Below are 14,451 nucleotides of genomic sequence, written 5' to 3' on the forward strand. Positions count from 1 at the left end.
GCGATACTGGTACGCGCAGACGTAGAAGGAAAGGCCACACATCGTGACTGAGATCGAGATCGGGCGCGGCAAGCGCGGCCGCAGGGCGTACGCGTTCGACGACATCGCCGTCGTACCGAGCCGGCGCACCCGGGACCCGAAGGAGGTCTCGATCGCCTGGCAGATCGACGCCTACCGCTTCGAGCTGCCGTTCCTGGCCGCGCCCATGGACTCCGTCGTCTCCCCGGAGACCGCGATCCGCATCGGCCGCATGGGCGGCCTCGGCGTCCTCAACCTGGAAGGGCTGTGGACCCGCTACGAGGACCCGCAGCCGCTGCTCGACGAGATCACCGAGCTGGACGAGGCCACCGCCACCCGCCGTCTGCAGGAGATCTACGCCGCGCCGATCAAGGAGGAGCTGATCGGGCAGCGCATCAAGGAGGTCCGCGACTCCGGCGTGGTGACCGCCGCCGCGCTCTCCCCGCAGCGCACCGCCCAGTTCTCCAAGGCCGTCGTCGACGCCGGCGTCGACCTCTTCGTGATCCGCGGTACGACCGTCTCCGCCGAGCACGTGTCCGGCGCCGCCGAGCCGCTGAACCTGAAGCAGTTCATCTACGAACTCGACGTCCCCGTCATCGTGGGCGGCTGCGCCACCTACACGGCCGCGCTGCACCTGATGCGCACCGGCGCGGCGGGCGTCCTCGTGGGCTTCGGCGGCGGCGCCGCCCACACCACCCGCAACGTGCTGGGCATCCAGGTCCCCATGGCCACGGCCGTCGCGGACGTGGCCGCCGCCCGCCGCGACTACATGGACGAGTCCGGCGGCCGGTACGTGCACGTCATCGCCGACGGCGGCGTGGGCTGGTCCGGCGACCTGCCCAAGGCCGTCGCGTGCGGCGCCGACGCCGTGATGATCGGCTCCCCGCTGGCCCGCGCCACGGACGCCCCGGGCAAGGGCCACCACTGGGGCATGGAGGCCGTCCACGAGGACGTGCCGCGCGGCAAGCTCGTCGACCTGGGCATCGTCGGCACGACGGAGGAGATCCTCACCGGCCCGTCCCACACCCCGGACGGCTCCATGAACTTCTTCGGCGCCCTGCGCCGCGCCATGGCCACCACCGGCTATAGCGAGCTCAAGGAGTTCCAGCGCGTCGAGGTCACCGTCGCGGAGTCGCAGCACCGGCGGTGAGCCCGCCGCGCGGCGCCTGAACCGCAGGACGGCCCGGTCACCCGAGTGGGTGACCGGGCCGTCCCCGTCCCGCGGCTGGGGCGCCTCTTCACAGCCGGTGCGCCGCCCCCGTCGGAGTGGCTCCCCGCGTGTCGAGGAGGAGCTGGGCCTTCACGGAGAGGCCCTGGAGGTCGTACGTGCGGTGGTGCTGGAGCAGGATCGTCAGGTCCGCGCCCGCCGCCGCCTCGTACAGGGAGTCGGCGCGCGGTACGGGCACGTCGGCCACGCGCCACACCGGGACGTACGGGTCGTGGTAGCTGACCGCGGCGCCCATGCCCTTCAGGCGCTGGGCGATCTCGGGTGCGGGGGAGCCCTCCTGGTCGGCGAGGTCGGGCTTGTAGGTGACGCCGAGCAGCAGCACGCGGGCGCCGCGCACCGACTTGCCGTGCTCGTTGAGGAGCGTGGCGCAGCGCGCGGTGACGTACTGCGGCATCCGCTCGTTGATCCGGCCGGCCAGCTCCACCAGGTGCAGCGGCCGGTGCGCGCCGACCGTGTCGACGGGCACGCCGTGGCCGCCGACGCCCGGTCCGGGGCGGAACGCCTGGAAGCCGAACGGTTTCGTCTCGGCGCAGCGGACGACGTCCCACAGGTCGACGCCGAGTTCGTGGCAGAGCACGGCCATCTCGTTGACCAGCGCGATGTTGACGTGCCGGAAGTTGGTCTCCAGCAGTTTGACCGTCTCCGCCTCGCGGATGCCGCGGGCCCGGACGACCTTGTCCGTGAGGCGGCCGTAGAACGCGGCGGCGGACTCGGTGCAGGCGGGGGTGAGGCCGCCGATGACCTTGGGGGTGTGGGCGTAGCCGTACGCGCGGTTGCCCGGGTCGAGGCGCGCCGGGGAGTACGCGAGGTGGAAGTCCCGACCGGCGCGCAGCCCGGAGCCCTCCTCCAGGAGCGGGCGCAGCACGTCCTCGGTGGTGCCGGGCGGCACGGGCGACTCCAGCAGCACGGTGGTGTGCGGGCGCAGCCGGGCGGCGAGGGCGCGGGCGGCGTCGGTGACGGCGGACAAATCGAGGGGGCCCTCGGTGCCCGGCCTGGTCGGGGCGCAGATGACGGCGGTGCGGACCCGTCCCAGCTCGGCCGGGTCCGGCGTGGGGCGGAAGCCGCCCGACAGCATCCTGCGGATCTCGGACGGGGTGAGGGAGCCGTCGACGGGCGGGCGCCCGGCGGCGAGCTCGGCGACCGGCCGCGGGTCGGTGTCGTAGCCGACGGTGCCGATGCCGGCGCCGGTGGCGGCCTGGGCGAGGGGCAGGCCGAGGTGGCCGAGGCCGATGACGGCGAGGTCTGCGGGCATGGAGTGAGCCGTCCTTCCCAGTAGCCGGAGGGGACGAGACGCGCAAGTCCTGTGGACAGGGCGAGCGAACGCACTGTCAGACTAGGCGTAAATATGACCGTTATGCGGCATTGTGGGCGCGTGGTCGTGGGAGTGTTGTCCACAGGTCGGGTGGGGCCGGTGGCCGATGTCGGGCACCGGGGACAGAATCGAGTCTGTGAGCCCGGCTGCACGCCGGATGCGCGGGGCGCCCCGCGGCCCCAGGGCGGGCGGGAGCGCCGATCGCGCCGGGCCCATGGGCGCCGCGCACGCCGGGCGCCCGCCAGGTACGGGGACGGCGCGGACGGGAGGCAGCGGTGAGGACAGCCAGACTGGGTCCGGCGGAGCGCGCCGAAGCGCTCGCGGCCATGGCCGAGCAGGAACTGGACGTGCTGGTCGTCGGCGGCGGCGTCGTCGGGGCGGGCATCGCGCTCGACGCCGCCACCCGCGGGCTCGCCACGGGCCTCGTGGAAGCCCGCGACTGGGCGGCCGGCACCTCCAGCCGCTCCAGCAAGCTCATCCACGGCGGCCTGCGCTATCTGGAGATGCTCGACTTCGCCCTCGTACGGGAGGCGCTCAAGGAGCGGGGCCTGCTGCTGCAGCGCCTGGCACCGCACCTCGTCAGACCCGTCCCGTTCCTCTACCCGCTGCAGCACCGCGCCTGGGAACGCGTGTACGCCGGGTCCGGTGTCGCCCTGTACGACGCGATGTCCGTGTCCTCCGGCCACGGCCGCGGACTGCCCGTGCACCGCCACCTGTCCCGGCGGCGCGCCCTGCGCGTGGCACCCGCCCTGCGCAAGGACGCCCTCGTCGGCGCCCTCCAGTACTACGACGCCCAGGTCGACGACGCCCGCCATGTCGCCACCCTCGTCCGCACGGCGGCGGCCTACGGCGCCCGCGTCGCCAGCCGCGCCCGCGTCACCGGCTTCCTGCGCGAGGGCGAACGGGTCGTCGGCGCCCACGTGGACGACGTGGAGTCGGGCGGCACGTACGAGATCCGGGCCCAGCAGGTCGTCAACGCCACCGGCGTCTGGACCGACGACACGCAGGCCCTCATCGCGGAGCGCGGACAGTTCCACGTCCGCGCCTCCAAGGGCATCCACCTCGTCGTCCCCAAGGACCGCATCCACTCGGCGACCGGCCTGATCCTGCGCACGGAGAAGAGCGTCCTCTTCGTCATCCCGTGGGGCCGCCACTGGATCATCGGCACCACCGACACCGACTGGGACCTGGACAAGGCGCACCCGGCCGCGTCCAGCGCCGACATCGACTACCTGCTGGAGCACGTCAACAGCGTCCTCGCCGTGCCGCTCACCCGGGACGACGTGCAGGGCGTCTACGCCGGACTGCGCCCGCTCCTCGCCGGGGAGTCGGACGCCACCAGCAAGCTGTCGCGGGAGCACACCGTCGCCCACCCCGTGCCAGGGCTCGTCGTGGTCGCCGGCGGCAAGTACACGACGTACCGGGTCATGGCCAAGGACGCCGTGGACGAGGCGGTGCACGGGCTCGACCGGCGCGTCGCCGCCTGCGTCACCGAGGACGTGCCCCTGCTCGGCGCCGAGGGCTACCGGGCCCTGTGGAACGCGCGCGCCCGCATCTCCGCCCGCACCGGACTGCACGTGGCCCGCGTCGAGCACCTGCTCAACCGGTACGGCTCGCTCACCGAGGAACTGCTCGACCTCGTCGCCGAGGACCCGTCCCTCGGCGAGCCCGTCACCGGCGCCGACGACTACCTGCGCGCCGAGATCCTCTACGCCGCCTCCCACGAGGGCGCCCGACACCTGGACGACGTCCTGACCCGCCGCACCCGCATCTCCATCGAGACCTTCGACCGTGGGACCCGCTGCGCCCGCGAGTGCGCGGAACTGATGGGGCGTGTCCTCGGATGGGGCGAGGAGCAGATCGCGAAGGAGGTGGAGCACTACGAGAAGCGGGTGGAGGCGGAGCGCGAGTCCCAGCGCCAGCCCGACGACCAGACGGCGGACGCGGCCCGCCTCGGCGCCCCGGACATCGTGCCCCTCTGAGGCGGCGGGTGACGGCCCGTCCGCACTGCACCAGAACCAACTGCACCGTGGGACACGTCCTCCCCAGCACCGTGGCGCCGCAGCCCGCCCCGCCGTCATGCTGGCCGACGGCGGACCCGGGAGAAGTGCCGGTCCCTGAGTGAGGGACAATGAAGGCTCTTCCAGAGCGGGTTACCGCATCGCGCGGACGCGGCAGGCGCGGGCGAGGAACAGGATCGCAGAGGGGACGCATGTCGGGAGCGGAGCAGTCGCGGAACGCGGCGCGGACACCTCAGCGCGGCGCCGACGGCGAGAGCACGGCGTCGAAGAAGGAAGCGGCCACCTCGGACCCGGGAGCGGCCTCCGCGGAGACCACCGGACAGGACCGGGGACCGACGGGCCCCAAGGCGTCCCCGGACCGCAAGGACAGTGCCGGAGCGGACCGGTCGGCGCCGGCGAGCGGGACCGGCACGGACCGGCACAGCGGCGCGCCCGCCCCTGCGGGCAAGGGCACCGCCGCCGCACGTTCGGAACGGCCCGCCGCGGACGGGGCGGAGCCGCGGAACGACGACGAGGGCACCGTGCAGCCCGCAGGTAAGGCCCCCGGGAAGGCCGCAGGCGTGACGGTGGAGAAGCCCGCAAGGCGGACGGCGGGGAAGCCCGAGAGGCGGACGGCGGCGAAGCCCGGAGGGCGGACCGCGGATCAGGCGGCTGAGGCGGCCGCGGGGCGGAGTGGGGATCAGGCCGCTGAGAAGCCCGCGGGGCGGACCGCGGATCAGACCGCGGAGAAGGCCCCGCTGAGTGGGGAGAAGACGGCCGGGCAGTCCGAGGCCGAGGCGGCTGAGGCGGCTGAAGCGGCTGAGGCGGCCGGGCAGGCCGCGGAGCTTGCGGGGGAGACCGCGGACGAAAAGGCGGAGCAGGCCGCGGTCCGGGATGCCGGCGAGCCTGGGCGGCAGCCCGCGGGAGCGTCCGCGCAGGAGCCCGCGCGGCACCGCGCGGACAAGCCGGTGAAGGAGTCCGCGAGCGGGATCTCGGTGCAGACCGAGGGGGTGTCCGCGGCCAGGACCGCGAAGGACCCCGTGCGGGAGCCTGGGAGCGGCACCGCCGAGAAGCCCGCCGGCCGGGCCCCGGAGCAGACCGCGCGGGAGACCGGGGACAAGTCCGCAGGCACGTCCGAGGCCGCGTCCCGTGCCGCCGAGGAGGGCGCACCGGTCGCGACCGGCGGCCCGTCCCCGCGGCAGGCACGGCTGCCGCCACCGGCGGCAGCGCGTCCGGCAGCGCCCCCGAAAGCACGGCGGCGGCAGCCGAGCGCGGGGCGGCCGCCCGCAGGGTCGACGTGCAGAAGAAGCCTGCCGCGGCGCGCGGCACCTCCGGGGGCCGCCTGCTGGCCGGCCGCTACCGGCTCGACGGCGTCCTGGGCCGCGGCGGCATGGGCACCGTGTGGCGTGCCGTCGACGAGACCCTGGGGCGCACCGTCGCCGTCAAGGAACTCCGCTTCCCCAACAGCATCGACGAGGACGAGAAGCGCCGCCTCGTCACCCGCACCCTGCGCGAGGCTAAGGCCATCGCGAGGATCCGCAACAACGGCGCGGTGACGGTGTACGACGTGGTCGACGAGGACGACCGCCCGTGGATCGTCATGGAACTCATCGAGGGCCGCTCGCTGGCCGACGTGGTGCGGGAGGACGGCACCCTCACGCCGCGGCGCGCCGCCGAGGTCGGCCTCGCCATCCTGGACGTGCTGCGCTCCGCGCACCGGGAGGGCATCCTGCACCGGGACGTGAAGCCGTCCAACGTACTGATCGCCGACGACGGCCGGGTCGTCCTCACCGACTTCGGCATCGCCCAGGTCGAGGGCGACCCGTCCATCACCTCCACCGGCATGCTCGTCGGAGCGCCCTCCTACATCTCGCCGGAGCGGGCCCGCGGTCAGCGTCCGGGGCCCGCCGCCGACATGTGGTCGCTGGGCGGCCTGCTGTACGCCTCGGTCGAGGGCCACCCGCCGTACGACAAGGGCTCCGCGATCGCGACGCTCACGGCCGTCATGACGGAGCAGCTCGAACCGCCCCGGAACGCCGGTCCGCTGGACAAGGTCATCTACGGCCTGCTCGCCAAGGACCCCGCGCAGCGCCTGGACGACGCCGGCGCCCGCGCCCTGCTGAACGAGGTGCTGGCTGCGCCCCAGGCGCCGGCGGCGGGGGAGCGCCCGGCGGAGCGTACCCGCGTCGTGCCGCTGCCCACGCCGGCGGCCGGACCGGACGGGCCCGGGGCCGCCGGCACCGCCGCCCCGGCGGCCGCGCCCGGCGACGCCACCGCGGAGCGGCTGCGCGGCGCCCTGCGCGCTGTGCGCAACGCGGCCGCGGCGGCCGCGCCCGCCAGGGCCGCCGCCAAGCCGGAACGTTCCGGTCCGCCCGCGCCCGTGCGGGCGCCGCTCACCGACGTGGTGTCCCGCCGCACCCTGGTCACCATCGCGGTGGTCGCCGTCCTCGCCGTGCTGGCCACCGTGCTCGCCTTCGTGCTCAACGGGGAGGGGGACGCGAACGCCCAGGGCGCCGGCGGTACCGCGGGCGGCGACCAGGCGGCCTCCGCGGGCGCCTCAGGCGGCGGAGGTGATTCCGCCGACGGAGCCGCGGGCGCGGCCGGCGGCAACAGCGGCCGGCCGGACGGCGAGCAGGGCGGTGAGCCGGGTCAGGGGCAGGGCGGTGGCCAGCCGGCCGCCGCGAGCGGAGGCAGCGGCACGGAGGGCGGCGACGGCAAGGACGGCGGCACCGCACCGTCCGGCACGCCGAGCACCGGCCCCGGGCTGCCCGACGGGTACCGGATGGTGACCAACGAGCGGTTCCGCTTCTCCATGGCCATGCCCGCGGACTTCCGTATGACGGGCATAGCGGGGAACAACTCGGGCGGCATCTTCAGCGCCGACGGCGGCTTCCCGCGGGTCCAGGTCGACTACACCGCAAGCCCCGGCTCCGACGCCGCCGCCGCGTGGCGCGCCGCCATGGCCGCCGTCGCGGCCGGCAGTTCCGGCTACCGGCACCACGGCATCAAGGCCGTCGAGTACAACGGCTACCCGACCGCGGCCGATTGGCAGTTCGAGCGCAAACAGGGCGGCAAGCGGGTATGGGTGCTCAACAGGGGGTTCAAGGTCGACGCCACGCACGGCTACGCGATCATGATCACGTGTGAGTCCGCCCGGTGGGACGAGCAGGAGTGCAAGACGCTCCGCGAGACCGCGTTCGCGACGTTCCGGCCCACGGACTGACGTTCGGCACGTATCGTGAAAGCGTGCGGACCGTATGAGGCTGAATCCAGTGCGTGACTGGACGCGATCCGACCACAGATGACGGCTTCCTGGCCGGAGCCGGGGCCTGGGGCACTGCGCGCGGTGGGGAGGCGTTGTGGAGGACTACGCGGGACGGGTGCTCGCCGACCGCTACCGCCTGCCGCTGCCCGACTCCGATGACGACCCGTACGCCGCGCCGTACGACTCGGCGGTCGAGACCCGGGCCTTCGACACGTACAGCGGCCAGGAGGTCATGGTCCGGCAGGTGCCGCTGCCGGAGACGGTGGACGCGGAAGTCGTCGAAACGGGCGGTGCGGACGGACCCTACGGCCCCTACGGCGGGTACGGGACGCACGGCGGCGACCGGGAGCCCCGGGGGCGCGGGCACGGCGCCGTACGGGCCTCCGCGCGGACCGCGGCCGACCGGGCGGCGCAGGACCCGGCCGTCCGGCGGGCCCTGGAGGCCGTGCAGGCGGTCGCGCGCATCCCCGACCACCCGCGGCTGGACCAGGTCTTCGACGTCTTCACGGAGGACGGGTCGCTCTGGATCGTGAGCGAACTGGTCGAGGCCCGCCCGCTCGCCGCGTTCCTCGGCGACCGGCCGCTCAACCCGTACCGGGCCGCCGAGATCGCCTCCGACCTGCTCACCGCGCTGCGCGCGCTGCACGCCCACGGCTGGACCCACCGGAACATCACCGTACGGACCGTCCTCGTCTGCGACGACGGCCGCGTCGTGCTGTCGGGCCTCGCCACCGGCGCCGCCGAGGAGGCCCTGTGCGGCTACGCCCCGGTGCCGCTCTCCGACGAGGACGAGCACGAGCACGAGGAAGAGCACGAGGGCGGGGACGGGCACGGGGACGGCCACGGGGAGGCATACGGAGCCGCGTACGGGGGCGCGTACGGCGGGGCGCACGACCGGCCCCGCCCCCAGGCCCACGGCGGCGGGTACGCGGACGCACACGGACTGCACGGAGACGGCGACCACGACGACGCGTACGGCGAAGACGCGTACGGGGACCGCGCCTACGGGGGCCCAGCCGAGGCAATGCGGGCCGTACCCGCCGAGGGTGGCGCGCTGGCCCTTCCGCCGGGCCCGCCCGCCCTGCCGAGCGGATACGAGCCGCAGTGGGTGACCCAGGCCGCCGACCGCATCGCCGACGACGCCGAGGACGCCGACGGCGCAGACGCCGACGACGGCGGGGACCGCGGCAGCGCCCCCGCGCCCTGCTCACCGGCACCTGGCGGGACGGGCCCGTCCCGGCGGGCGGCGGCAGCTCCCCGTACGGGAACGTCCCGCCGTACGGAGGCCCCCGCGCCGCCCTGAGCGCGGACGCGCGGCGGCAAGGGGCGCCCGCCCCGTACGCCCCCGCCCGGCGGCACCCGCAGGACGAGCCCGGACCCGCCCCGCGCGGCCGCGCCCCGGAAGGGCCCGCGCCCTACCGGGGCCCCACCACGCCGCTCGCCGCCGAGCGGGCCCGCCAGGCCAGGATCGCCGTCGTCGGGCCCGTCACCGAGCGGTGGGCCCCCGAGCAGGCGGGCCCCGTGCACGGCACCTGGCAGCTCGCCCCGCCCGTCGGCCCCGCGACCGACCTGTGGGCCCTCGGGGTGCTGCTCTTCCGCGTCCTGCAGGGGCACGCGCCGTACCCGGAGGACAGCGCCGCCGAACTCGTCCAGATGGTGTGCGCCGAGCCCCCCGCCTTCGCCGAGGAGTGCGGGCCGCTGCGCCCCGTCGTCGAGTCGCTGCTGCGTCAGGACCCGACGGAGCGGCCCGACTTCGAGGAGCTCCGGGGCTGGCTGCGGTCACTGATCCGCTCCGCGCCCGAGCCCGACGCCGGCATGGCGCTGGTGACCATGCCGTCCGCGGACGGGACCCGGCTGCCGATCGTCCGCCGCCGCGGCGACCTCGAACGCAGGCGCCGCCCCCGCGCCGCCGCCTCGGCCGACGCCGAGCCGGCGGCCGGGCGGCACCGCCACCGCAGGTCCAGGGACCACGGCGGCCGGAGCCCGCGCGCCCTGGGCCGCGTGCTGCTGCTCCTGATCCTGCTGGGGCTGGCCGCGGCCGTCGCGTACGCCATGCTGTTCCTGCCGAAGGCGGGGACGCAGGACCGCTCGCAGACCCCCGCGGGCAGCGCGACCCGCCCCACCGCCTCCGCCCAGGCCCCCGCGCCCACCGGACCGGCGCAGCCGGACCCTGCCGACCCGGCACCGGGCACCGGGCAGGCGCCGTCCACCAACGCGGTCACGCCCAGCGCGCCCGACCTGCCGGCCGGCTACGTCCTGCGCGACGACCCCGAGGGCTTCCGCATCGTGGTCGACCGGACGTGGCGCCGCAGCCCCATCAACGACATCGGCCAGGTCCGCTACGGCGGCGGCGACTTCACGCTCGTCGTCGTCCCCGGCCGTGACGCGGCCGGCACCTCCGGGGCCGACCCGCTGGAGTACCAGCGGAACAAGGAGCGCGAGCTCCAGCCGTGGCGGGACTCCACGTGGGCGACCGCGACCGGACTGCGCCGGGTCGACGTCGGCCGCCAGTCCATGGCGGAGGGCCAGTTCACCTGGCAGGACGGCAACGGCCGCCATGTGTACGTACGGAACCTCGCGGTGCTCATCGACGGCCGCTACCACGTCATCATGGCCATCGGTCCGGAGACCGAGCGGGACAAGGTCACGGAGATCCACGAGCAGGCCACCAGGGCGTACCGGACGACCCGTTGAGCCACCCCCGGGCCACGACCCGGCACGGCAGCGGTACGGGCCCCCACCGGCCGCGGCCACCGGTCCGGCCCCCGCCGGCCGACTGCACCGACGCCCCCCGACCCGTCCGGCCGCGCACCCACCCCGGGCCCGGCGGCGCACCCGGGAAGGGAGTCGGCCGGGCAGTCGGGAACGGAGTCGGCCGGGCACCCGGGCGCACCGTCGGAGACGTGCCCGCGGCCGGCCTCCACAGCGGTCACTCTGCGTGGCCGACCCGCCGTCAGAAACCCGTGCAACAGGGGGGAGTGCGTCACGGGTAGGTCTCCGTGGCCGCCCCGCGGTTCCGCCCGTCGCACACCCTCCGTAACCTTGCTCCGAAGCAGCGGGCGGGGCCGAGCGGAGACACGTGGAACACACTCAGGGCATGGGCGCCGGGCTGGTGCTCGCCGGTCGGTACCGGCTGAGGGAGAGCATCGGCCGCGGGGGCATGGGCAGGGTGTGGCGGGCCCATGACGAAGTGCTCCACCGCACCGTCGCCGTCAAGGAACTGACGGCGGGACGGTACGTCTCCGAGGCCGACCGCACGGTCCTGCACGCCCGCACCCAGAAGGAGGCGCGGGCCGCCGCCCGTATCAGCCACCCCTCGGTCGTCACCGTCCACGACGTGCTGGAGTACGACGACCGCCCGTGGATCGTCATGCAGTACGTGGACGGCCAGTCGCTCGCCGACGCGGTGAAGGCGGCCGACAGCGGACGCGTCGACCCGCGGGAGGCCGCCCGCATCGGCCTGCACGTGCTCGGCGCCCTCAGCGCCGCCCACGCGGCCGGGGTGCTGCACCGGGACGTCAAGCCGGGCAACGTCCTGCTCGCCCGGGACGGGCGGGTGCTGCTGACCGACTTCGGGATCGCCGCCATCGAAGGCGACTCCACCATCACCCGCACCGGCGAACTCGTCGGCTCCATCGACTTCCTGGCGCCCGAACGGGTACGCGGCGGCGACCCGGGCCCCGCCTCCGACCTGTGGGCGCTCGGCGCCACGCTGTACACGGCGGTGGAGGGCGCCTCGCCCTTCCGCCGCACGTCCCCGATCAGCACCATGCAGGCCGTCGTCACCGAGGAACTGCCGCCCGCCGCCCACGCGGGAGCGCTCGGCCCGGTGATCACGGCGCTGCTCCGCAAGGACCCGGCCGACCGGCCCGCCGCTGCGGCGGTGGAGCACATGCTGGTCGAGGCGATGGAGGGACGCGCCCCGTCCGCCGCACAGGCGTACGTCCCCACGCGCAACGTCACCCGCGAGGACCTGCGGGAAGGGGCGGCCGGAGGGCGGGCGGAGGGGCCTCCCGACCGGAACGGGCAGACGCCCCCGCCGCAGAGCGTCACGGGCGGCCCCTCCAGAGGGCCCACCGCCTCCGTGGCTCTCGCCGACGGCCTGCACCTGGGCGACCGGACCGGGGCGCCGGTGACCAGCGGCGCGACACTGCGCGACCCGCACGGCGGAGTGCACGGTCCGTACGGTGGGGTGCAGGGTCCGCACGGCGGCGTTCACGGTCCGGGCCCGGGAGGCTCCGCCGACGTGCCGTCACGTGAAGCGCGCGGGAACCGGTTCAGGACCCGCCGTACGGTCCTCGCCGTCCTGGCCGCCGCCCTGGTCGGCGCGGGCAGCAGTTTCGCCGTGCTGCGGTACGTCGGCGACGGCGGCACCCCGCCGGGCGGCGGCCCGTCCGCCACCGCGGGGCCGCGCGCCGGAGCGTCGGCGGAGGCGGCGGCGGGCGCGAGCGGCACGCCCGAGGGCTGGCGGCGGGTGCAGGACCCGGAGGGCTTCAGCCTGCTCGTCCCGGAGGGCTGGCAGCGCCAGACGGACGGCGACCAGATCGACTACACCCCGGACAACGGCCGCCACCGCATCCGGATCAGCGTCGACAGGTCACCCGACTTCGAGAACCCGTACATGCACATGCTGGACGTGGAACGGCGATTGAAGGACAGATTGCCGGAGTATCGCAGGATCCAGCTCCATGCGAATACGTTCCGTGATCAACTGGAATCCTGTCTCTGGGAGTTCACCTGGCAGGAGAGGAAGGACCATCCCGGAAGGCGCCACGCGATCGACCAGGTGTACTACACGGACGGTGGAACGGAGTACGCGCTGTACATGTCGTCGCCCGAGGAGAGCTGGGCGACCACACGGGAGCAGTTCGAGATCGTGCTGCGCCACTGGCGACCCGCCGAGGAGTGACTGCCTCGGCGCGAGCGGAGGAGATGTGCCGTGTCGGTCGAAGGGTGGAGACCGGAGGAGCAGGGGGAACAGCGGCATCAGCAGCAACCGCGGCGGCACGAGGCGCCGCCGCGCGCGCAGGCGGGGGAGTGGCGGGAGCAGGGTCACCACCGTGAGCAGCGGCGGATCGTCGGCCGCTACCGTTTGGAGTCCCGGCTGGGCCGGGGCGGTATGGGGACCGTGTGGCGGGCGTACGACGAGCTGCTCGGCCGGCAGGTCGCCGTCAAGGAACTCCACGTCGACACGGACGGCCCCGGCGGCGGGGCGCCGCCGCCCCTCGTCCCGGGGGAGGGGCCCGGCCCGGCGGCCCCCGGTCCCGGCGGATTCGGTGCGGAGCTTGGGCCCGGTTACGGGACCGGTGGGGATGCAGGGACAGGTGGGGTGTCCGGCGGCGGCCCGGACCCCGGTCCGCGGGGGTACGGCGGGGGCCCGGACCGGGGTCCGCGGGGGTACGGCGGGGGCTCAGGTCCGGGTGCGGCGTCCGGCCCGGCTTCCGGTCCGGGCGCGGCGTCTGGTGAGGGCTGGGGTCAGGGTGCGGCGTCTGGTGAGGGCTGGGGTCAGGGTGCGGCGTCTGGTGAGGGCTGGGGTCAGGGTGCGGTGTCCGGTGAGGGATCTGGCCCGGGTGCCGGAAGCGGCGCGGGCTCGGCTCAGGGTGCGGTGTCCGGCGGGGACTCGGGTACCGGTACGGGGCCCGGCGCGGGCCCGGCTCAAGGGGCCGTGTCCGGCGAGGGTTCGGGCAGCCGTTCGGGAGCTGCCGCAGGCGCGGGCCCAGGTTCCGGCTCAGACGCGGGTGCGGGTGCGGGTGCGGGGGCGGGTGGGGGTTCCGGTTCCGGGGCGGGGCGCTGGCCGGAAGCCGGTTCGGCCGCCGCGTCGGCACGTCCTTCCCACCCTGCTTCCGGCCCCGCCGCCGGGCCCGCGGGCGCCGGACCGGGTCACGGTTCGGGCCGCGGACCGGGTCACGGTCCGGGCTTCGGGTCGGGCCATGGCTCGGGCCTCGGGCCCGGCTCCGGATCCGGCTCCGGGTCGGTCGACTCCACCCTGCGCGAGGCCCGTGCCGTCGCCCGGGTCCACCACCCGCACATCGTGTGCGTCCACGACGTGGTGGAGGAGGAGGGCGTCCCGTACATCGTCATGGAGTTCGTCGAGGGGGTGTCCCTCGCCGAGCGGATCGCGGCGCGCGGCCCCGTCGACGCGCGGGAGGCGGCCCGCATAGGGCTCGCCCTGCTGTCCGCGCTGCGCGCCGCGCACGCCATCGGCGTGCTCCACCGGGACCTGAAACCCGCCAACGTCCTGATGGAAGAGGCCACAGGGCGGGTCGTCCTCACCGACTTCGGCATCGCCCGGCTGGCCGGGGCGACGACGCTCACGGAGGACGGGATGTTCGTCGGGTCCCCCGAGTACACCGCGCCCGAACGGGTGCAGGGCCGGCAGGCGGGACCGGCTTCGGACCTCTGGTCCCTCGGGGTCCTGCTGTGCGCGGCCATGACGGGGCGTTCACCGTTCCACCGCGACTCGCTGGGCGGGGTGCTGCACGCCGTCATGGAGGCCGAGATCCGGCCGCCCGCCGCGACCGGGCCGCTGCTGCCCGTCGTACGGGGGCTGCTGGAGCGTGACCCGGAGCGCAGGATCGATGCGGCGGAGGCGGAACGGCTGCTCTACGCGTCGCTGGCGGCCACCGCC

7 protein-coding genes and 1 pseudogene are annotated in these 14,451 nt (G+C 75.4%); 7 read left to right on the top strand and 1 reads right to left on the bottom strand.

Going from position 1 to position 14,451, the window contains the following annotated elements:
• Nucleotides 1-43: 43 nt before the first annotated feature.
• On the top strand, nucleotides 44-1,168 hold the full coding sequence (locus tag L6E17_RS24720; protein ID WP_071264087.1) for a GuaB3 family IMP dehydrogenase-related protein: 1,125 nt from the start codon (nucleotides 44-46) through the stop codon (nucleotides 1,166-1,168).
• A gap of 88 nt (nucleotides 1,169-1,256) precedes the next feature.
• Here L6E17_RS24720 and L6E17_RS24725 read toward each other — a convergent pair whose 3' ends face one another.
• On the bottom strand, nucleotides 1,257-2,498 hold the full coding sequence (locus tag L6E17_RS24725) for a nucleotide sugar dehydrogenase (protein WP_236242899.1): 1,242 nt from the start codon (nucleotides 2,496-2,498) through the stop codon (nucleotides 1,257-1,259).
• Nucleotides 2,499-2,833: 335 nt separating this feature from the next.
• Here L6E17_RS24725 and L6E17_RS24730 point away from each other — a divergent pair, with 335 nt between their 5' ends.
• From L6E17_RS24730 to L6E17_RS24755, 6 genes and pseudogenes are all read left to right on the top strand, one after another.
• On the top strand, nucleotides 2,834-4,540 hold the full coding sequence (locus L6E17_RS24730) for a glycerol-3-phosphate dehydrogenase/oxidase (protein WP_236242900.1): 1,707 nt from the start codon (nucleotides 2,834-2,836) through the stop codon (nucleotides 4,538-4,540).
• A gap of 1,315 nt (nucleotides 4,541-5,855) precedes the next feature.
• Entirely contained in the window at nucleotides 5,856-7,781 is a 1,926-nt protein-coding gene (locus tag L6E17_RS24735; RefSeq protein ID WP_236242901.1) for a serine/threonine-protein kinase, read from the top strand.
• Between the two features lie 136 nt (nucleotides 7,782-7,917).
• Entirely contained in the window at nucleotides 7,918-9,126 is a 1,209-nt protein-coding gene (locus L6E17_RS31190) for a protein kinase (protein WP_308315931.1), read from the top strand.
• 218 nt (nucleotides 9,127-9,344) lie between these two features.
• Nucleotides 9,345-10,517 (top strand): serine/threonine protein kinase, encoded by a 1,173-nt coding sequence (locus L6E17_RS31195; RefSeq protein ID WP_308315932.1) that lies wholly within the window; start codon nucleotides 9,345-9,347, stop codon nucleotides 10,515-10,517.
• Between the two features lie 385 nt (nucleotides 10,518-10,902).
• The gene (locus L6E17_RS24750) at nucleotides 10,903-12,732 is read left to right on the top strand and encodes a serine/threonine-protein kinase (RefSeq protein ID WP_236242902.1); all 1,830 of its coding nucleotides are present in this window, start codon (nucleotides 10,903-10,905) and stop codon (nucleotides 12,730-12,732) included.
• Between the two features lie 1,068 nt (nucleotides 12,733-13,800).
• Nucleotides 13,801-14,451 (top strand): annotated as a pseudogene (locus tag L6E17_RS24755) (serine/threonine-protein kinase); the annotation flags it as partial.

The organism is Streptomyces sp. CC228A, from assembly GCF_021390935.1.
Lineage (GTDB): Bacteria > Actinomycetota > Actinomycetes > Streptomycetales > Streptomycetaceae > Streptomyces.

Excerpts from the sequence above, each read along its gene's own strand:
- L6E17_RS24725 (WP_236242899.1), bottom strand. The coding sequence starts at position 2,498 with ATGCCCGCAGACCTCGCCGTCATCGGCCTCGGCCACCTCGGCCTGCCC.